Source organism: Aeromonas diversa CDC 2478-85, from assembly GCF_000819805.1.
Lineage (GTDB): Bacteria > Pseudomonadota > Gammaproteobacteria > Enterobacterales > Aeromonadaceae > Aeromonas > Aeromonas diversa.
In genome coordinates this window covers 1-19,328 of sequence record NZ_CDCE01000004.1, presented here as the reverse complement: position 1 = coordinate 19,328, position 19,328 = coordinate 1, and the positions used below count along the sequence as shown (strand labels likewise).

23 protein-coding genes and 1 other RNA gene are annotated in these 19,328 nt (G+C 61.3%); 15 read left to right on the top strand and 9 right to left on the bottom strand.

The window, feature by feature from the left end:
* Positions 1–96: 96 nt before the first annotated feature.
* Both dnaK and grpE read right to left on the bottom strand, forming a co-directional pair.
* Positions 97–2,025, bottom strand: coding sequence for a molecular chaperone DnaK (dnaK, locus tag BN1121_RS00250; RefSeq protein ID WP_005357196.1), 1,929 nt, complete (start codon positions 2,023–2,025; stop codon positions 97–99).
* Positions 2,026–2,272: 247 nt separating this feature from the next.
* Positions 2,273–2,845 carry a nucleotide exchange factor GrpE gene (gene grpE, locus BN1121_RS00245; RefSeq protein ID WP_005357197.1) on the bottom strand — a complete coding sequence of 191 codons (573 nt, stop codon included), beginning with the start codon at positions 2,843–2,845 and terminating at the stop codon, positions 2,273–2,275.
* Positions 2,846–3,003: 158 nt separating this feature from the next.
* Between grpE and nadK the strand changes: the two genes are divergently transcribed.
* Both nadK and recN read left to right on the top strand, forming a co-directional pair.
* Complete coding sequence (gene nadK / locus BN1121_RS00240; RefSeq protein ID WP_005357199.1) at positions 3,004–3,891, top strand: NAD(+) kinase; 888 nt, start codon at positions 3,004–3,006, stop codon at positions 3,889–3,891.
* A 140-nt stretch (positions 3,892–4,031) separates the two neighbouring features.
* On the top strand, positions 4,032–5,702 hold the full coding sequence (gene recN / locus BN1121_RS00235) for a DNA repair protein RecN (RefSeq protein WP_005357201.1): 1,671 nt from the start codon (positions 4,032–4,034) through the stop codon (positions 5,700–5,702).
* 204 nt (positions 5,703–5,906) lie between these two features.
* On the opposite strand, the gene BN1121_RS00230 is transcribed toward recN, so the two are convergent.
* Entirely contained in the window at positions 5,907–6,527 is a 621-nt protein-coding gene (locus BN1121_RS00230) for a helix-turn-helix transcriptional regulator (protein ID WP_005357204.1), read from the bottom strand.
* Positions 6,528–6,663: 136 nt separating this feature from the next.
* Here BN1121_RS00230 and BN1121_RS00225 point away from each other — a divergent pair, with 136 nt between their 5' ends.
* The 4 genes from BN1121_RS00225 (at position 6,664) to BN1121_RS00210 (ending at position 8,695) form a co-directional block, all read left to right on the top strand.
* Entirely contained in the window at positions 6,664–7,245 is a 582-nt protein-coding gene (locus BN1121_RS00225; protein WP_005357206.1) for an NAD(P)H-dependent oxidoreductase, read from the top strand.
* A 30-nt stretch (positions 7,246–7,275) separates the two neighbouring features.
* The gene (locus BN1121_RS00220) at positions 7,276–7,698 is read left to right on the top strand and encodes a VOC family protein (RefSeq protein WP_005357210.1); all 423 of its coding nucleotides are present in this window, start codon (positions 7,276–7,278) and stop codon (positions 7,696–7,698) included.
* Between the two features lie 69 nt (positions 7,699–7,767).
* Complete coding sequence (locus BN1121_RS00215; RefSeq protein WP_005357212.1) at positions 7,768–8,193, top strand: EamA family transporter; 426 nt, start codon at positions 7,768–7,770, stop codon at positions 8,191–8,193.
* Between the two features lie 64 nt (positions 8,194–8,257).
* Positions 8,258–8,695, top strand: coding sequence for a universal stress protein (locus BN1121_RS00210; protein ID WP_005357215.1), 438 nt, complete (start codon positions 8,258–8,260; stop codon positions 8,693–8,695).
* On the opposite strand, the gene BN1121_RS00205 is transcribed toward BN1121_RS00210, so the two are convergent.
* The 4 genes from BN1121_RS00205 to udp form a co-directional block, all read right to left on the bottom strand.
* On the bottom strand, positions 8,679–9,209 hold the full coding sequence (locus BN1121_RS00205; protein WP_005357218.1) for an MOSC domain-containing protein: 531 nt from the start codon (positions 9,207–9,209) through the stop codon (positions 8,679–8,681). The two genes, BN1121_RS00210 and BN1121_RS00205, sit on opposite strands and share 17 nt — an antisense overlap.
* On the bottom strand, positions 9,196–9,648 hold the full coding sequence (locus BN1121_RS00200; RefSeq protein WP_005357219.1) for a hypothetical protein: 453 nt from the start codon (positions 9,646–9,648) through the stop codon (positions 9,196–9,198). The genes BN1121_RS00205 and BN1121_RS00200 overlap by 14 nt, the downstream gene beginning before the upstream one ends.
* Positions 9,649–9,658: 10 nt before the next feature.
* Positions 9,659–10,594 (bottom strand): pyrimidine-specific ribonucleoside hydrolase RihA, encoded by a 936-nt coding sequence (gene rihA / locus BN1121_RS00195; RefSeq protein WP_005357223.1) that lies wholly within the window; start codon positions 10,592–10,594, stop codon positions 9,659–9,661.
* Positions 10,595–10,742: 148 nt separating this feature from the next.
* A complete protein-coding gene (gene udp / locus BN1121_RS00190) occupies positions 10,743–11,498 on the bottom strand; it encodes a uridine phosphorylase (RefSeq protein WP_005357225.1) in 756 nt (251 codons plus the stop codon).
* Positions 11,499–11,888: 390 nt separating this feature from the next.
* Between udp and yiaY the strand changes: the two genes are divergently transcribed.
* The 3 genes from yiaY to BN1121_RS00175 all read left to right on the top strand — a co-directional run bounded on the left by yiaY (position 11,889) and on the right by BN1121_RS00175 (position 14,179).
* Positions 11,889–13,040, top strand: coding sequence for an L-threonine dehydrogenase (gene yiaY, locus BN1121_RS00185; RefSeq protein WP_005357228.1), 1,152 nt, complete (start codon positions 11,889–11,891; stop codon positions 13,038–13,040).
* A 119-nt stretch (positions 13,041–13,159) separates the two neighbouring features.
* Positions 13,160–13,498, top strand: coding sequence for an outer membrane protein assembly factor BamE (locus BN1121_RS00180; RefSeq protein WP_043157909.1), 339 nt, complete (start codon positions 13,160–13,162; stop codon positions 13,496–13,498).
* 48 nt (positions 13,499–13,546) lie between these two features.
* Positions 13,547–14,179: an NAD-dependent epimerase/dehydratase family protein gene (locus tag BN1121_RS00175; RefSeq protein WP_005357231.1), complete on the top strand. Its 633-nt coding sequence runs from the start codon at positions 13,547–13,549 to the stop codon at positions 14,177–14,179.
* Positions 14,180–14,248: 69 nt separating this feature from the next.
* Here the strand turns inward: BN1121_RS00175 and BN1121_RS00170 are convergent, their stop codons facing one another.
* Together BN1121_RS00170 and BN1121_RS00165 are read right to left on the bottom strand one after the other, a co-directional pair.
* A complete protein-coding gene (locus BN1121_RS00170; RefSeq protein WP_005357232.1) occupies positions 14,249–14,575 on the bottom strand; it encodes an RnfH family protein in 327 nt (108 codons plus the stop codon).
* A complete protein-coding gene (locus tag BN1121_RS00165; protein WP_005357234.1) occupies positions 14,568–15,002 on the bottom strand; it encodes an SRPBCC family protein in 435 nt (144 codons plus the stop codon). Before BN1121_RS00165 ends, BN1121_RS00170 begins: the two co-directional genes overlap by 8 nt.
* A gap of 157 nt (positions 15,003–15,159) precedes the next feature.
* Here BN1121_RS00165 and smpB point away from each other — a divergent pair, with 157 nt between their 5' ends.
* From smpB to BN1121_RS20095, 6 genes are all read left to right on the top strand, one after another.
* Positions 15,160–15,648: an SsrA-binding protein SmpB gene (smpB, locus tag BN1121_RS00160; RefSeq protein WP_005357236.1), complete on the top strand. Its 489-nt coding sequence runs from the start codon at positions 15,160–15,162 to the stop codon at positions 15,646–15,648.
* Between the two features lie 104 nt (positions 15,649–15,752).
* Positions 15,753–16,112, top strand: a transfer-messenger RNA (tmRNA) gene (gene ssrA, locus BN1121_RS19080).
* A gap of 191 nt (positions 16,113–16,303) precedes the next feature.
* A complete protein-coding gene (locus BN1121_RS00155) occupies positions 16,304–17,551 on the top strand; it encodes an integrase domain-containing protein (RefSeq protein ID WP_005357238.1) in 1,248 nt (415 codons plus the stop codon).
* Positions 17,552–17,852: 301 nt separating this feature from the next.
* Entirely contained in the window at positions 17,853–18,137 is a 285-nt protein-coding gene (locus BN1121_RS00150; RefSeq protein ID WP_005357239.1) for a helix-turn-helix transcriptional regulator, read from the top strand.
* Positions 18,138–18,139: 2 nt separating this feature from the next.
* Positions 18,140–19,114 (top strand): toprim domain-containing protein, encoded by a 975-nt coding sequence (locus BN1121_RS00145; protein WP_231552975.1) that lies wholly within the window; start codon positions 18,140–18,142, stop codon positions 19,112–19,114.
* Positions 19,114–19,328 (top strand): hypothetical protein (locus BN1121_RS20095; RefSeq protein WP_043596918.1); only part of this gene is annotated, 215 nt, incomplete at its 3' end. The genes BN1121_RS00145 and BN1121_RS20095, both read left to right, overlap by 1 nt.

The window sequence follows — 19,328 nt, the reverse complement described above, 5'->3', positions numbered from 1 at the left end:
TTATGCAGACGGGCGTTGGTCTCCCAACGCCCGTGAATTCATGGACAGTGCACTCAGGGGCGCACCCTGCGGGCCGTTACCGACCCGCCGGGACAATTACTTCTTGTCGTCCTTCACTTCTTCGAACTCGGCGTCGACCACGTCATCGTCAGCCTTGGCGGAGGATTGCTGCTGGCCGGCACCGGCCTCGCCACCCTGCTGAGCCTGGGCTTGCTGCTGAGCGATCTCCATCAGCTTCTGGGAGACTTCCAGCAGAGCCTGCTGTTTGGCCTCGATGGCGGCCTTGTCGTCGCCCTTGATGGCCGCTTCCAGCTCGGACAGAGCGGCTTCGATCTTGCTCTTGTCGTCGGCCGGCAGGGCTTCACCGGCTTCGGTAACCTGCTTGCGCACGGAGTGGACCAGACCATCGGCCTGGTTACGGGCGTGGATCAGCTCTTCGAACTTCTTGTCCTCGGCGGCGTTGGCCTCGGCCTCGCGGACCATGCGCTCGATCTCGGCATCGGACAGACCGGAGGAAGCCTGGATGGTGATCTTCTGCTCCTTGTTGGTCTCTTTGTCCTTGGCGGAGACGTGCAGGATACCGTTGGCGTCGATGTCGAAGGTCACTTCGACCTGCGGCAGGCCACGCGGCGCCGGACGGATGCCTTCCAGGTTGAACTGGCCGAGGGACTTGTTGTCACCGGCGCGCTTGCGCTCACCCTGCAGCACGTGAATGGTCACGGCAGACTGGTTGTCTTCGGCGGTGGAGAACACCTGGGACTTCTTGGTCGGGATGGTGGTGTTCTTCTCGATGAGCGCGGTCATCACGCCACCCATGGTCTCGATACCCAGGGAGAGCGGAGTCACGTCCAGCAGCAGTACGTCGGTCTTCTCGCCGGAGAGTACGGCACCCTGGATGGCAGCACCCATGGCCACGGCTTCGTCCGGGTTGACGTCTTTACGCGGCTCTTTGCCGAAGAACTCGGCCACGGTCTTCTGAACCAGCGGCATACGGGTCTGACCACCCACCAGGATCACGTCGTCGATCTCGCCGACCGACAGACCTGCGTCTTTCAGGGCAACACGAACCGGCTCCAGGGAGTCCTTCACCATGTCTTCCACCAGGGCTTCCAGCTTGGCGCGGGTCACCTTGATGTTCATGTGCTTGGGACCGGTGGCATCGGCGGTGATGTACGGCAGGTTGACGTCGGTCTGCTGGGCAGAGGAGAGCTCGATCTTGGCCTTCTCGGCGGCGTCCTTCAGGCGCTGCAGCGCCAGCTGGTCGTTGCGCAGGTCAATGCCTTGCTCGCGTTTGAACTCGTCAACCAGGTAGTTGATCATGCGGTTGTCGAAGTCTTCGCCGCCCAGGTGGGTGTTACCGTTGGTGGCCAGTACTTCGAAGGTGGTCTCGCCTTCCACTTCATCGATCTCGATGATGGAGATATCGAAGGTACCACCACCCAGGTCATAGACGGCGATCTTGCGCTCACCCTTGACCTTGTTCACGCCATAGGCGAATGCGGCCGCGGTCGGCTCGTTGATGATACGCTTCACTTCCAGACCGGCGATGCGACCGGCGTCCTTGGTGGCCTGACGCTGGGCGTCGTTGAAGTAAGCCGGCACTGTGATAACGGCTTCGGTCACCGGCTCGCCGAGGAAGTCTTCGGCGGTCTTCTTCATCTTTTTCAGCACCTCGGCAGAGATCTGCGGAGGGGCCATCTTCTTGCCCTTCACCTCAACCCAGGCATCACCGTTGTCGGCCTTGGCGATGGCGTAAGGCATGATCTCGAGGTCACGCTGCACTTCATCGTCTTCGAAACGACGACCGATCAGACGCTTGATGGCGAACAGGGTGTTCTTCGGGTTGGTGACGGCCTGACGCTTGGCAGGCTGACCAACCAGGATTTCGCCGTCATCGGCATAGGCAATGATGGACGGAGTAGTACGGTCACCCTCGGCGTTCTCGATCACGCGAGCGTGGTCGCCATCGAGGATGGCTACGCAAGAGTTGGTAGTACCCAGGTCAATACCGATGATTTTACCCATTTGACGAATCTCCAAATGCTTCAACTGATGTGGCAGGCAAACCTGCCTTTTTGTCTCGTTAACGGCTAGATAGGGTCGCCCCCACTGGCTTTCAAGGGGTCGGCGATAAATTTCCCGACCGCCCCGGCCACTCCCGCCGCAGGCTTGAATCCTATATGGGGGTCAGGATCGACCCTTCAAGGGGTAGGCCTTAAAAAAAATCAACAAAAAGCCCGCCACGGGGCGGGCTCACTCCCGGCCGGACGACTCAGTCGACGGCCTTGGAGACCATCACCATGGCCGGACGAATGACGCGGCCGTTGAGCTCATAGCCCTTCTGCATCACGGCGATGACGGTGTTGGGGGCGACATCGGCGCTCGGCACCAGGCTCATGGCCTGATGGGCGTTGGGATCGAACGGCTGGTTGGTGGGGTCCACGGCCACCAGACCGAACTTGGCCACGCCGTTTTGCATGGATTTCAGGGTCAGCTCAACCCCTTCCACCATGGGCTTGAGGGCCTCGCTCTCCTTGTCGGCCAGCTCGATGGCGCGCTCCAGGTTGTCCATGACGGGCAGCAGCTCAGCGGCAAACTTCTCGAGGGCGAACTTGTGTGCCTTCTCGACGTCCTGGGCGGCGCGGCGACGCAGGTTCTCCATCTCGGCGACGGCGCGAACCGCACGATCCCGCTCGTCGGCCGCGGCGGCAGTGGCAGCCTCGAGCTGGGCCTCCAGCTCGGCAATGCGTGCCTGCTCCGGGGTCAGTTCGCTGTCCACATCGGGCTGCTCGACGTGATCTTCCAGCCCTTCCACCTGTTCGACCTTCTGCTCTTCGTGGTTCATGACATCTCCAAATTACAGGTAACTTCTTTACGTGGGGCTATTATGGGGACGACAAACCGGCTTTCAAGAGGGCATGTGCCGGTTTGGCTATATAGCAGCAGAAAAGCCGGGCAAACGCGGTATACTCGGCCCATCACGGGCGACATACGACGCAAACCATGAATTCTCCGTTCAAGACCATAGGCCTCATCGGCAAACCTCATCACAATGGCGCCAACCAGACCCTGAAAGGGCTGCACGACTACCTGACCCAGCGCGGCTTCACCGTGCTGGTCGAGAGCCGGGTCGCCCTGGCCCTCGGCGTCGCCGACAGTGAGTCCATCGTCGATCTGGTGCAGCTCGGGGAGCGCGCCGATCTCGCCATCGTGGTGGGCGGCGACGGCAACATGCTGGGGGCGGCGCGGGTCTTGTCGCGCTTCGATGTGGCGGTGATCGGCGTCAACCGGGGTAACCTCGGCTTTCTCACCGATCTCTCGCCGCAAGACTATCTGGTGCCCCTCGAGCAGGTGCTCTCGGGCCACTTCAAGAGCGAGCAGCGCTTCTTGCTTGAGGCCTCCGTCTATCGCCACGGGGAGCGCAAGGCGAGCAACCTCGCCGTCAACGAGGCGGTGCTGCACCCGGGCAAGATCGCCCACATGATTGAGTTTGAGGTCTACATAGACGGCAGTTTCATGTACAGCCAGCGGTCGGACGGACTGATTGTCGCCACCCCAACCGGCTCCACCGCCTATTCGCTCTCGGCCGGCGGCGCCATCCTCACCCCCAAGCTCAGCGCCATCACGCTGGTGCCCATGTTCCCGCACACCTTGAGCAGCCGCCCCATAGTGCTGGACGCCGACTGCGAGGTGCGCCTGCTGGTCTCTCCCGACAACCAGGACGACGCCATGCAGGTGAGCTGCGACGGCCAGATCACCCTGGCGGTGCACCCGGGTGACGAGATCATCATCAAGAAGAGCCACCACCAGCTCAAGCTGGTGCACCCCCTCGATTACAGCTACTTCCACGTGCTGCGCAACAAGCTGGGTTGGGGCAGCAAGCTCTTCTAACCCTCCCCTTCTGGCGCTGTGTCATTCGGCCCTGCGCGGTCCGTTTTTCGAGATCCTCGGCTCGGCATCTTTACTGTATGTAAAACCAGTATATACTGGATGCATAGACAGTAATGTATGGCCTTACAGGACACGCAACCATGCTGGCACAGCTCACCATCACCAACTTCGCCATCGTCAAGTTCCTCGAGCTCGATCTCCAGTCGGGCATGACCTGTATCACGGGTGAAACCGGTGCGGGCAAATCCATTGCCATCGATGCCCTGGGCCTGTGCCTGGGCGAGCGGGCCGAGGCCAGCATGGTGCGCCCCGGTTGCGACAAGGCCGAGGTGAGCGCCCGTTTCCTGCTTGCCGGCAACCCCGCCGCCCGCGGCTGGCTCACCAGCAACGAGCTGGAGGGGGAAGAGAGAGAAGAGTGCATAGTGCGCCGGGTGGTCTCGGCCGAGGGGCGTTCACGCAGCTATATCAACGGCGTGCCCGTGCCCCTGGCCCAGCTCAAGAGCTTGGGCCAGCTGCTGGTTAACGTGCACGGCCAGCACGCCCACCAGCTGTTGCTGCGCCCCGACTATCAGCTTGCCCTGCTCGACGGTTACGCCGGTCATACCCTGCTCCTTGGCGAGGTGCGCGAACACTATCAGCGCTGGCGCCAGCTGCAAAACGAGCTGGCTCGCCTCAAGGCCGAGCAGCAGCAGCGCGAGGCTCGTCGCCAGCTGCTCGAGTATCAGGTGCAGGAACTCGACGAGTTTGCCCTGCAACCCGGCGAGTTCGAGGAAGTAGAAGAGGAGCACCAGCGCCTGGCCAACGGCACCGAGCTGATGCAAGAGTGCGGTAGCTGCATCGATCTGCTCTATGAGAACGACGACACCACCATCACCAGCCTGCTGCAGGTCGCCATCGACAAGACCGAAGGGCTGGTCGGCATGGACTCCCGCCTCACCCCAGTGCTCGAGATGCTCAATGAGGCGCTCATCCAGGTGCAGGAGAGCCATGGCGAGCTGCGCGGCTATCTGGATAATCTCGAGCTCGATCCCCAGCGGTTTGTCGAGCTCGAGACCCGGCTGTCGCGCACCATCTCGCTGGCCCGCAAGCACCACGTCAAACCGGCCGAGCTGGCTTTGCATCATCAGGGGCTGACCGAAGAGCTGACTCGCATCGGCTCCGACGAGGCGCGTCTCGAGGGGATGGAGACTGAGCTCGCCGAGGCGCGCGAGGCCTTCCTCACCGCCGCCGAGGCGCTGAGCCAGAGCCGCCGCCGTCATGCCGAGGCGCTGGCCGGCCGGGTCAGCGAGAGCATGGCCGAACTGGCCATGCCCCAGGGCCAGTTTGCCATCGAGGTGGTTGCCGATCGGGGGCAGAGTCTCTCGCCCCTTGGCATCGACCGGATCGAGTTTATGGTCACCACCAACCCGGGCCAACCGCTGCAACCCCTCGGCAAGGTTGCCTCGGGTGGTGAGCTGTCGCGCATCAGCCTGGCGCTGGTGGTGATCAGTGCTCGCCAGATGGCCACCCCCACCCTGATCTTCGACGAGGTGGACGTGGGGATCAGCGGCCCCACCGCCGCCGTGGTGGGGCGCCTGCTGCGCCAGCTCGGGGAATCGACCCAGGTGCTGGTCGTAACCCACCTGCCCCAGGTGGCTGGCAACGGGCACCAGCACATGGTGGTGAGCAAGCACACCGACGGCCACACCACGGAAACCCGCATGCAGCCCCTGGCCCAGCGGGACCGACTCAACGAGCTGGCCCGTCTGCTCGGGGGCGATCACATCACCGACAACACCCTGGCCAACGCCCGCGAGCTGCTGGCTGGCTAAGCGCACACGAGGGCAATCAGGCCCTCTTCTCGCTTTAGGGAACACATCACCGACAACCCCCTGGCCAACGCCCGCGAGCTGCTGGCTGGCTAAGCGCACAAGAGGGCCATCGGGCCCTCTTCTCAGTGTGGGAGACTGATAATCGGCCCCCCCTCACCGGCGGTGAAGGGCATAAAAGACAGGGGCCTGAAGGCCCCTTGACCGTCAGACGGTCGCTTCGATCCGGTAGGCGCAGCGGCGCGCTCCGGCCAGGATGTGCTCCTCTCGCACCACAGTCACCCCCTCCCCCAACAGACTGCTGAAGAGCGCCAACTCGGAGCGGCAGAAATTCTGACAGTGGCTGGCGGCGGCGCAGATGGGGCAGTGGTTCTCGAGCAACCACCAGGTTTCCCCCTCTTGCATCACCTCGGCCATATAGCCCTCACGGCTGCGCTCTTCGGCCAACCGAGCCAGTCGTTCGGCAAGGGTCGTGGCGCCGGCCAGTGCCGCCCGATAGTTCGCCTCACTGGTCGCCTCGCGGTGGGCAATCAAGGCCTCCATCCCCTGCTCGCCGAAGATGACCCGTACCGAGTCGATCAGCTTCAGGGTTAGCTCCTCATGGCGATCCCCGAAATGGGGCTGCGCCTGCTCGGTGAGTCGCCAGTAACGCGCAGGCCTGCCGCGCCCTTCGCTGCGATCCTCGAAGCTGAGCATGCCGCCGGCCTCCAGCGCCTGCAGATGCTGACGCGCCCCCATTGAGGTCATCTCCAACTGAGCGGCCAGCGCCGCCGCCGTCATGGGTCCCTGCTGCTTGAGCAGCGCCAGGATCCGCTCTGTGCTCTTCATCGTCTCACTCCCCCTTGTCGGCCTATTATGGCCGCCGACGAGGTTAAGTAAACTTTTTTGTTTACTTTATCTTGCGCCATTTAAATAAAGCAAATACATTACAAAAACAATTTAACAACATTTTGGTTTATTTATTATGAGGCTCACCATCATCAATGGCAGTCCGCGACAAGAGGCCCAGAGTGCCCGTGTCGCACGGTATTTAGCCGAGCAGGCGGTCGGGTTTCACGACATTGAGCGGATCGATCTCGCCCGGGATCCCATCCCCTTCTGGGATGGAGAGGATGAAGCAAGCAAGGGAGAGGCCTGGCAGGCGATGGTCCCCCGGCTGGCCCAGAGCGATGCCTTCATCCTGATCTCTCCGGAATGGAATGGCATGGCCTCTCCACTGCTCAAGCAGTGGCTGATGAATGCTGATGTCCCTCTGGTTGGCCATAAGCCAACCCTGCTGGTGAGCGTCTCGAGCGGCATCCACGGCGTCTATCCCATCCCTGAGCTGCAAAGCAGCAACAAGAACAACAAGCTGCTCTTTATTCCCGCCCACCTCATCGTCCGCAGGGTCGGTTCGGTCCTGCATCCGCAGCCAGAGTCGGCACAGAGTGAACGCGAGCGGTCCCTGCGCCGTCGCATCGACGAGAGTCTCGCCCTGCTGGCGCGCTACAGCGAGCTGCTACTGCCGCTACGCCACTATCGGGACCCTTATCCCTACGGCATGTGAACCCGAGTCTATTCAACCAAGGAGCATCCCATGATTCATCTCGAGCATCTCAATCTGGTGGTCACCGATCTGGACCGCAGCCTCGCCTTCTATCGCACCGCGTTTCCCCAGTGGCGGGTGCGCGGCGGCGGCGAGGGCAGCTGGCATGGCAAGGCGCGCCGCTGGCTGCACTACGGCGACGACTATCAGTACCTGACCCTGAACGACGATGGCGAGGGGCGCAGCCGCGATCTGGCCGGCCACCAGCCGGGTCTGGCTCATTTTGCCTTCGTCACCAGCAACCTCGACACCCTGGTCACCCGCATGACCTGCGCCGGTTACCCCATCAGCAGCCAGGGTGCGCCCGACTCGGGACGGCGCAACGTCTATTTCATCGACCCGGACGGCATAGAAGTGGAGTTTGTCGAGTACCTGAGCGACGATCCACGCCTGCGCAACCAGTATCCCGCCTGACGACCGGGGGCCGCGGCGGCGGCCCTCTCGCCTACACTCAGGGAACGACGCCTGACGCTGGAGCATCCCATGCCGACACCGGACTGGCTCCCCTGGGCCCTGCTATCGGCTCTCTTCGCCGCCCTCACCGCCATCTGCGCCAAGCTGGGGCTACAGGAGGTGGACCCGGATCTCGCCACCCTGATCCGCACCCTGATCCTGCAGCCACTCCTGGCACTGCTGGCGGCCGGCAAGTGGGGGGAGGCCGGCACGCTGACGGGGCGAACCTGGATCTTTCTCATCCTCTCGGGAATGGCCACCGGCGCCTCCTGGCTCTGTTATTTCCGCGCCCTCAAGGTGGGCCAGCTCTATCAGGTGGCCCCGGTCGACAAGCTGAGCCTGGTGCTGGTCACCCTGCTCGCCGTGCTCTTGCTCGGTGAGCGGCCGCAACTCAGGGAGTGGCTCGCTCTGGCCCTCATCTCGGGGGGCGTGGTGCTGCTAGCGCTGCGGCGCTAGCTTCATGAGGGATTCATCGATGACTGGCACAGTGAGTGCCGAGCCTCACAGGAAGGAGAGAGCGATGAAAAACGGTATTGTATTGCTGCTGGAAGGAAAGGCGTACGAACGCGAGACCCTGGCCAAGGCGAGCCGCCTCTCCCGGGCCATGGACAGCCCGCTGACACTGCTGCACCTGACCCACAGCAGCCAGGTGCGAAACGAGCATATCGAGCTGCCCGATGCAGAGCGCAGCGCCCACGCCGAGGTCGAGGCCAAGGCCTGGGTCAGCGCCCTGGTCGCCACCCTCTCCCACCCGGTCGATTACCAGTGCCTGGTCGTCGATGACGTGGTTCGGGATCTGGCGGCCTGGCTGGCCACCCACCCCTGCGAACTGCTGCTGGTCGGCAGCCGGCACCATTGGATGGAGGGCTCCCTGGCGCGCCTGCTGCTTTACAAGCTGCCGGTGGATATCCAGATCTGTCACGAGCCCGTGTCAGAGCGGGTCAGGGTAGCGGGATAAGCGTCGCCCCGCGCACTATGGCCCCGCCCTCCAACACCCGCGCCGTGATGCCGCCGTGCCCGCGCAGGGCGTTGTAGCCGCCGGGGCCAAGGGCAAGCTCCATCTTCGAACAGGGCTCGCACGGTCCCGTGTATTCCAGTAGCGCCTCACCGAGGCGAAAGGTGCGCCCCTTGAGGGCGAGCAGGTTGATGCCACTCACCACCAGGTTGCGTCTAACGCGCGCCGCCATCTCCTCCAGGAAGAGGGTGCTGCCGAGCGGAGCCAGCCCGGGCAATTGCAGCAAGCCCGCGACCACGGCCAGATGCTCGGCCTGGATCAGGGTCACCTGCCGTTTGCTCTGCTCCCTGCCCGCGAAGCGATCCCCTTCCAGCCCCTTGCCCGGCTGCAGCCGGGCCTGCTCAACCAGCACAACCGGGGCGCCACGCGCCGGACGCAGGGCGATGAGCTCGAGCCGGCCCGCGTGAGGAAAGCGCCCCATCAGGGCCGCCAGGGGCGAGGCCTCATTGATCCTCATCGTCTTCCTCGGGGCGGGTGCAGTCGAGCACGCTGGTCTCGAGATCCTCACGATTGCGGGTGAGCAGCGGGGCCGAGCCATCCCGGTAGGGACGCACGTCCGAAAAGTCGTTGCCGACGTAATGCCTAAACTGGCGCCGCGCCTCCTCGAGGGGGAGCGGGATGAACAGCAGGTGCACGTCGAAGCTGGAGGCCGGCACCACGAAGCCACTCACCGGGATGTCGCGATAGTGCTCGTCGACCCGAAACCAGGCGAGCCCCTCCTCCACCTTCCAGGGGCGATAGCGGGCCAGCGCCAAATTGCCCGGCTCGCCGCTCTCGGGGTCGAGATAGAGGCCATCGAAACGGCACTGCTCCAACCCACTCCACATTCGCTCGAAGGGGGACGAGCAGCCCCCCAGAGCAAGGGCGGCCAGCAGCCACCCCAGATTCCCGCGCATCCTCTACTCCCTAGTCATAGGCGTGCAGTTGCTCCACCAGCAGATCGATAAAGCCCGGACGATCCACCCCCAACAATACGGTGGCGTTGGGGGTCATCCCCGACAGGCCGTAGCGATCCACCACCGTCATGCCCACAGTGTACTCGCCACGGGTCTCGATGCCGACCCGGCAGTCGATGCCGTGAAAGAGGCTCGGGCGCAGCAGCCAGGCGATGGTGCAAGGGTCGTGCAACGGGGCACCGGCGAAGCCCCACTTGGGATCTCTATGGTAGATCATGAAAAAATCGAGCAGCTCGGCCACGGTGCGGGCCACCGGGTTGCCGATAGCGCGGATGCGCTCTATGTCCTCGTCCATCACCTGGGCCTCATGGGTCACATCGAGCCCGCACATGGTGATGGGTACACCGGATTGGAACACCAGCTCGGCCGCCTCGGGATCCACATAGATGTTGAACTCGGCCGCCGGCGTCCAGTTGCCGGGGCCGGCGCTGCCGCCCATCAGCACGATGCGGGCGATCCTGGGCTTGAGCTCGGGGTGCGCGGCCAGCAGCAGGGCCACGTTGGTGAGCGGGCCGGTCGGCACCAGGGTCACCGGCTCGGTGCTGCCGCGCAGGGTCTCGGCCATCAACTCGACGGCGGTCAGTGACTGCGGGGCGAAGGCGGGCTCGGGCAGCGCCGGGCCGTCCAACCCGGACTCCCCATGCACGTTGTCGGCGATGATGAGATCGCGCAGCAAGGGCTTGGGCGCGCCGCCGGCGACGGGAATATGGGTGCGCCCCAGCAGGGTGAGGATGCGCAGGGCGTTGTTGAGGGTCTTGTCCGGCGTCTGATTGCCGGCGCTGGTGGTGACGGCCAGCACCTTGAGGTCGGGGCTGGCGAGGGCCAGGATGAGGGCGATCGCGTCGTCGTGGCCGGGATCGCAGTCGATGATGATGGGCTGCGCCATGGGTTTCTCCTTACTACTGGAAAAACGCCTATCCTAGCAGCCCCGTTCGCTGCCTTCCGGCAACCGGCTCACACTTCACCGGCCCCACAAAAAAAGATGGGGACCGTGCTTTCGCAGCGGCCCCCACCCCCCACTCGTTGTGGTGCTATCAGATCAGCTTGCGGGCAGCGCCCAGCACGATCTTGATGGCATCAGATTCGGTCTTCGCCATGGTTTCGGCGTTCGGGATTTCCTGTTGGGTACGGTTCACGATGACACCGGCCACCATGCCCGCACGCAGCCCCTGGCTGGAACACATGGTCAGCAGGGTGGCGGATTCCATTTCGAAGTTGAGCACGCCCATGGACTGCCACTCCTTCATGGAGCCCTGGAAGCGCTGTACTACGCGGCCGGAGAAGGTGTCGTAACGCTCCTGACCCGGGTAGAAGGTATCGGAAGAGGCGGTGATGCCCACGTGCAGCTTGGAGCCCAGCTCCTTGGCGGTCTCAACCAGGGCGGTGGTGCACTCAAAATCGGCCACGGCCGGGAATTCCATCGGGGCGAAGTGCAGGCTGGCACCGTCGAGGCGCACAGAGCCTGTGGTGACGATGACGTCGCCCACGTTCAGGTGCGGCTGGATGGCGCCTGTGGTACCGATACGCAGGAAGGTGCGGATCCCCAGCTGGGCCAGCTCTTCCACGGCGATAGAGGTAGACGGGCCGCCGATGCCGGTGGAGCAGACGATGACTGCCTTGCCGTCCATTTCGGCGCGCCAGGTGGTGAATTCACGGTGGCTGGCCAGCAGCACAGGATTGTCCATCAGCTCGGCGATACGCTTCACACGCTCCGGGTCGCCCGGCACGATAGCCAGGGTGGCGCCTTGCAGATCCGCTTTCTTCAAACCCAGGTGAAATACATCAGACATATCGAACTCCTGATCGCCACCGCCAGCTCTGGCAGGCGCAGTGTTATAAGGTGCTTTTGAAGCCATCTTTCCCCCCATTTCGGGGAGCGCCAACTATGGTCCATCCCAACGGCCATTTCCTTGAAGATCCTCACATTTCTGCACGAATAATCTGGAAAATTCCGCGCAAAACGTTTGCTAACATAATGAATTTATTGAAAAACGTTTCGACGTCGCCACGCTATTTCCCCCTCGCTGTCAACCCTGGGAAGGATAAGGTTTTTCGCATCGTGATCGCCGCCATAAAGTAGCAAAATGAATACTCATATGGCTTCTCAAAGGGCGGTGACCTTGGCTAGAGTGAGCCCAGGAAAGTACCCCTTTAGTATTAAAAAAACGGAGCAATGAAACATGGCAGCATTCAAATTCTACATCCCCGCCATCAACCTGATGGGTGCCGGCAGCCTGACTACCGCCGCCGCCGATATCCAGGGCTATGGCTATAAGAAGGCCCTGATCGTCACCGACAAGATCCTCAACCAGATCGGGGTCGTCGCCAAGGTCAGCGCCCTGCTGGCCGAGCGGGGTGTCGAGAGCGTCATCTTCGATGAGACCAAGCCCAACCCGACCGTCACCAACGTCGAAGCCGGCCTGGCCCTGCTCAAGGCGCAGCAGTGCGACTTCGTTATCTCACTCGGCGGCGGCTCGCCTCACGACTGCGCCAAGGGGATCGCCCTGGTGGCCACCAACGGCGGCAACATCAAGGACTACGAAGGGGTGGATCGCTCCGCCAAGCCGCAGCTGCCGCTGATCGCCATCAACACCACCGCCGGCACCGCCTCCGAGATGACCCGTTTCTGCATCATCACCGACGAATCTCGTCACGTGAAGATGGCCATCGTCGACAAGCACGTCACCCCCCTGATGTCGGTCAACGATCCCGAGCTGATGCTGGCCAAGCCGGCCGGTCTGACCGCCGCCACCGGTATGGATGCCCTGACCCACGCGGTCGAGGCCTATGTCTCCACCATCGCCACCCCGGTCACCGATGCCAGCGCCATCATGGCGATCGAGCTCATCGCCAAGCACCTGCGCCGCGCCGTGAGCCACGGTGACGATCTGCACGCTCGCGAGCAGATGGCCTATGCCCAGTTCCTCGCCGGCATGGCCTTCAACAACGCCAGCCTCGGCTACGTGCACGCCATGGCCCACCAGCTCGGCGGCTTCTATGACCTGCCGCACGGGGTGTGCAACGCCGTGCTGCTGCCCCACGTTCAGGCCTACAACGCCCAGGTGTGCGCCGGCCGTCTCAAGGACGTGGCCCGCTTCATGGGCGTGGACGTGAGCGCCATGAACGACGAGCAGGGTGCCGCCGCCGCCATCGACGCCATCAAGGCCCTGGCCCGTGATGTCCAGATCCCGGCCGGTCTGGAGCAGCTCGGCGTCAAGGCTGACGACTTCGACGTGCTGGCCACCAATGCCCTGAAAGATGCCTGCGGCCTGACCAACCCGAAACAGGCGAGCCACGACGAGATCAAGGCGATTTTCCGCGCCGCCATGTAAACCGGGCGCCAACGCATTGAAAAGTCAGGAGGGCCACAGAGCCCTCCTTTTTACTTCCGGCATGGGTGCCGGTATGATGTGCCGAGCTCATAAGACGGTATGGATGATCTGAACTCGCTATGCGGATGAAACTCTTGATGGCCGCGGCCCTGGCCGCCCTAACCCTTTCCGGTTGCAGCCTGGTCTATCGCATCGATATTCCCCAGGGCAACTATGTGGAGCAAAAACAGGTAGACAAGCTGCGCCAGGGGATGACCCGCGAGCAGGTGGTCTATGTCCTGGGCTCCCCCATGCTGAAAGATGCCTTCGATCACGACACCTGGCACTACCTCTATGAGTTCCAGCCGGGCCGTGGCGACAAGGAGCGCAAGGAGATGACCCTGAAGTTTGTCGGCGATCGTCTGGCCACCATGACCGGCGACTTTACCGTCCCGGCCACCTTCAACACCCCGCTCTGACGAGACAAGACCGGCCACTGGCCGGTTTTTTATGCCCGGAGAGTCGTGATGCAGCAGATCCTGATAGCGGGTGCCAGCGGGCTGATCGGCCGCGAGCTGGTCGCCTGCCTGGCCCCTCAAGCCGAACTCTGGCTGCCCTGTCGCCGCCCTGTTGCCAGCGCGCCCCATCTGCACTGGTGTGAGACCGACTTCGAACAGCTGGAGCAGCTCACCCTGCCCGTCACCATCGACACCGCCTTCTGCGCCCTCGGCACCACGCGCCGCGATGCCGGCTCGGCGGCGGCCTTTCGCCGGGTCGATCTCGACTATGTGCTGGCCTTTGCCAGGCTGGCCCAGCGCCACGGCTGCCGCCGTCTGGTGGTGGTCTCGAGCCTGGGCGCCAACCCCGGCTCGCCGTTTCTCTATCCGCGCACCAAGGGGGAGATGGAGCAGGCCCTGCAGGCCATGGGGTGGGAGCGCCTGGTGGTGGTGCGCCCGGGCATGCTGCTCGGGGATCGCCAGCCACCGCGGCGCGGCGAACAGATAAGCCAGCGCCTCTACCCCTTCATCGCCCCCTTGCTGCGTGGCCCGCTGACCCGTTTTCGCGCCATCGAGGCGAGCAGGGTGGCCCGGGCCATGGTGGCCCTCGCCGGCGGTGAAGGCCTTGAGACGGTGGAGAACGAGCGCTTGCAGCTCTGGTAATCCTCGCACGACGAAAAAGAGCGGGGCGCCGTGGCGCCCCGTTTCATTCTCAGCCTATTCCTGTGGCCTTTAACCCTGCTTGGCCCCGGTGACGGGGTTGGCACGCCCCTCTTCCTTCGCCTTGTCGGCCCGTTTCTTGCGCATCTCGCGCGGGTCGGCGGTGAGAGGGCGATAGATCTCGACCCGGTCGCCATCGTGCAACCGCTCGGACTCCTTTATGGGACGGCTGTAGACGCCGATCTTGTTGACCGCGAGATCGATCTCGGGGTGTTTGTCCAAGATGCCCGACGCCTCTATGGCCTGGCGCGCCGTGGCACCGGCCCCCAGACGCAACGCGATGACGGTCTGCCGATCGGGCAGGGCATAGGCGACTTCAACCTGGATCTGCTCAGACACCGTACACCTCCTTGGCGCGGGTGGTGAAGGCGCTCACCATGGCCCCCACCAGATCCCGGAACACCTTGCCAAAGGCCATCTCGACCAACCGGTTGGAGAACTCGAAGTCGAGCTCGAATTCCACCTTGCAGGCATCCACGTCGAGGGGGGTAAAGGTCCACCATCCCACCAGCTTGCTGAAGGGGCCGTCCACCAGCTGCATGCTGATGCGGCGGTTCTGCTCCAGGGCGTTGCGGGTGGTAAAGGTCTTGGCAATTCCCCCCTTGGCCACCTCGACCGAGGCAGTCATATAGTCGTCACCGTGCTCATGAACCCGGCTGCCGACACACCCCGGCAGAAACTGGGGATAGGCATGAACATCATTGACCAGAGAGAACATCTGCTCGGCGCTGAACATCACCAGCGCACTTCGATTGATACGGGGCATGGCTTTTCCTCATCCTTTCGCCGTGATTTTATCACCGAGCCACACAAAATCATCGTCATCACTGCCTAACAAATGGTCACTCGCATCCCTGTGCGTTTTACAGCCGCCTGCGGCCACGTATAATGGCACCCCTTATCACCTGCCGGAATCGCCCGTCATGACCAAAAAGAACAGTAAAAACAAAGCCGGCTCCAGCACGATTGCCCTGAACCGGACGGCCCGCCACGAGTACTTCATCGAGGAGAAGATCGAGGCCGGCCTCTCGCTGCTGGGGTGGGAGGTGAAATCCCTGCGGGCGGGCAAGGCCAACATCGGCGAGGCCTATGTCACCTTCCTGCGCGGCGAAGCCTATCTGTTTGGCTCCACCTTCCTGCCGCTGCAGATGGCCTCGACTCACGTCATCTGTGATCCCACCCGTCTGCGCAAGCTGCTGCTGAGCCGCCGCGAGCTCGACCGCCTCACCGGCCTCATCGAGCGCCAGGGCTACACCATAGTGCCGCTCTCTCTTTACTGGAAGGGCCCCTGGGTCAAGGTAGAGATCGGCCTGGTGAAGGGCAAGAAGGACCACGACAAGCGCGAAGCCACCAAGGCCCGCGAGTGGGACCGCGAGAAGGCGCGCATCATGAAGAACAAGCGCCTGGGCTAACCCCTTGTCTGCACAAACTTTCTGCGATTGACCGGCGTTTGCCGGTCAATTCGTCTAAGCGCCTTGCCACGGCCTCCCCGATGGGCTTACAATCGCTGCAACTTGGGGCTGATTTTGGATTCGACAGGATTCTCGAAACCCAAGGTGCATGCCGAGGTGCGGTTGGCCTCGCTAAAAAGCCGCAAAAAAATAGTCGCAAACGACGAAACCTACGCACTAGCAGCTTAATAACCTGCTTAGAGCCCTTCTACCCTAGCTTGCCTGTGTCCTAGGGAATCGGAAGGTCATCCTTCACAGGATCGTGTGGAAGTCCTGCTCGGGGCGGAAGCATTAAAACCAATCGAGCTAGTCAATTCGTGGCGTGTCCCTCCGCAGCGGGTTGGCGAATGTAAAGAGTGACTAAGCATGTAGTACCGAGGATGTAGGAATTTTGGACGCGGGTTCAACTCCCGCCAGCTCCACCAAACAATGTTCCGGCCGGGAACGAAGAAGTACGAAAACCCGCAAGGGGTAAGCTCTTGCGGGTTTTTTGTTGTCCGTAAAAGTTCGAGGGAGTTCGTCGAAATCCGGCCACCTTGGTACCATGGGAGGTACCAGTGAGCCGTTGGTACCAATATCACTGGTACCAAGCATCTTGTATCAAGGAGGGTATGATATGGCACGAGACATTCTGAGTGATGCCAAGGTTCGGGCAGCAAAACCCCAAGAGAAAGAGTACACCTTGGCCGATGGTGAAGGCCTGCAACTACGAGTCACCCCCAATGGCTCTAAACAGTGGGTGTTCAAGTACTACAAACCCATTAGCAAGGCCCGTTCTAACCTTGGTTTGGGGACCTATCCAAGCTTGAGTCTTGCTGCTGCTCGCGAAAAACGAGATGAAGCTCGTGCACTGCTAGCGAAGGACATCGATCCCAAAACTCATAGGGATGAACTCCTCCAGAAGGCTCGTGAAGAGCAAGAAGCACACGCCAATACCTTTAAGGTGATGGCTGAAAAGTGGCTGGAGATGCGACGCAACGAGGTATCGGAAGACTACGCCGCAGACTCTTGGCGCTCGCTCGAGTTGTATGTACTTCCCTTTATTGGCCACATCCCCATTCATCAGATCCGTGCACCTCAGGTGGTTGAGCTGCTCCGGCCTCTCGAGGCTAACGGCAAGCTGGAGACGCTTCGCCGGCTCTGCCAGCGAATCAATGAAGTGTTCGATTACTGCGTGAACTACGGCCTACTCCACTCAAACCCCTGCTCTGCCATCCGCAAGGTGTTTAAGAAGCCCTCCAAGAAGCATATGCCGACGCTCTTGCCAGCCGAGCTTCCCCTCCTGATGGCTGACATTGCCACAGGACGCATCGACCAGATTACACGTATGCAGATAGAGTGGAGTCTACATACTTTGGTACGTCCTGGTGAATCAGCCGGCACTCGGTGGGATGAGATCGATTTCGAAGCCCGAGTCTGGAACATCCCTGCCGCACGGATGAAGATGGATCGCCCACATCGTGTTCCGCTCACCCCGCAATCTTTGGCGCTGCTAGAACTGATGAAGCCAATCAGCGGTCACCGCCCCTTTGTGTTCCCTGGCTATCGTGACCCGATGAGTCACATTAATGCACAGAGTGCAAATACTGCGCTACGACGGCTAGGGTATGGCGGACGGCTCGTCGCACACGGGCTTCGCTCACTGGGGAGCACCATACTCAACGAGCAAGGCTTTAACGCTGATGCTATTGAAGCTGCCCTATCGCACTCCGATAGCAACGAAATCCGTCGAGCATACAATCGTTCCGACTACTTTGAGCAACGTGTGATCATGATGACCTGGTGGAGTAACCACATAGACGTTGCGAAACGTGGGCGCTCTTCTCTTTACGACCATCAAGACACCTTAACTACCATCGAATGAACTCCCTTTGGGAGAGACCTTAGTCAGAGGTGGATGCCTGCAGGCATTCACCTAGTCCCATCTTATTCCCCTACCCAACCCACTCTCTCCGCTCACATCATCACGGGCTGCTTCTGCTCTTGTGTTGTGCTCGCCACAATGAGCAAGAAAGTATCAGATTTGTGATGGCCATCACTAAAAAAGGTCTTTTTCACCTACAAACCGGGACGATAGCGATCGGGCTACATGGTGAACTGTGCTCCACGAACCGCAACGAACCTTGTCGATCGTTATCGCACTAACTGATAGATGGAGCTTCACTATGATACGCACGACCGCCCGCAACGCTTTCATTCAAGGATTTGAGCGTACCCCCGTTTCCACCCAAAGATTCGATGAGGCTCAACAGCTGGTCGCGCCTCAGCAGCCAAGACGTTTGATGTCTCTCAAAGAGGTCCTAACGCATATCCCGGTTAGCAAGACCACTTGGTACGACGGTATCAAAAAGGGGATATACCCCAAAGGCTATAACCTGGGTGGTCGTCGTGTCGGTTGGCGCAGTACCGACATTGATACTCTGGTAGCCAAACTGACTGGCGAAGTTTAATCATGGGCACTCAACTTCCGCTGGAGGCCTTTATGGCCTCCATGGACGTGGCGCCCTCACGCCCACTCACTCCCATTCCTGATCAGATTCTTCGCTTTCACGTCGAAGGGGACCGCCCAAGCACATGCAATGGCTGGTTGTTCGTCGATGCGTTAGGCCAGCATGCCGTCTTTGGCTCGTGGAAAACGGGTTCAAAATTTGTATGGCATCAAAACGGGCTGGCTATGCCCAGCTATATCCGCGCCCAGTTACGTGAGCAGGCAAAGCGGGCAAAAAATGACATGAACGCCCCCATTAAGGCCGCTGCACGCAAACAAGTTGAAGAGATCTGGGGTGCGGCAGAACCCCCTTTCCAGCACGCTTACCTTGCACGCAAACAGATCTCGGGCACAGGTGCACGTCAGTTCGGTAGTCTGTTAATAGTCCCTGTCTTTAATGCCAGCTCTCGGCTATTAAGCTTGCAAAGCATTGATGAGAATGGGAATAAACGGTTTCATCGCGGACTCCCCATCAAGGGTGGATTCCTTCTCCTTGGCCCCTCACCCAAGTCTGGTGCCCCCGTATTGCTTTGTGAAGGCTATGCGACGGGGGCCACGCTGTTCGAGCAACTGGGCATGCCAGTTGCCGTCGCTTTTTCTGCCACTAACCTGCTAGAGATTGGCTGCACCCTTCGCCGCCTCTATTTCAACAGCAAGCTGTGGGTGTGCGCTGACAATGATCATGCCACACCAGGAAATCCAGGCCTCACCAAAGCCACTACAGCTGCTCATCGGTTACAAGGGCATTTGATTGTTCCGCCCACCTCACCAGGCATAACCGACTTCAATGACCTCTTCTGCCTTGGCGGCAAAGCGGCGCTCCTCCAGTGCTTCGAAGCATCTCCTTCAACCAATTTAATCCGGTGTCAAGGTGTCACTGTGTCACAAACCCCAGCGAGACCGGATCGTTCAACCCCGACCATCGAAAGGAATGCATAATGAATACAACGCGTTATGAGCTTAAGGAAGAACCATTCCAACTCGGCTCCCTTCAATTTCAAGAGGGGGTCTACTGTGTCACCAATGCCGACACCAAAGAAGAGACTTGGCACAGAATTGGTAACCCACTCTGGTTAATCGCCTTTGGACGTGATCCCGCAGGTCTGGGATGGGGTTTTCAGATCAGCTGGTTCAGCCCGGATGGTCGCCCACA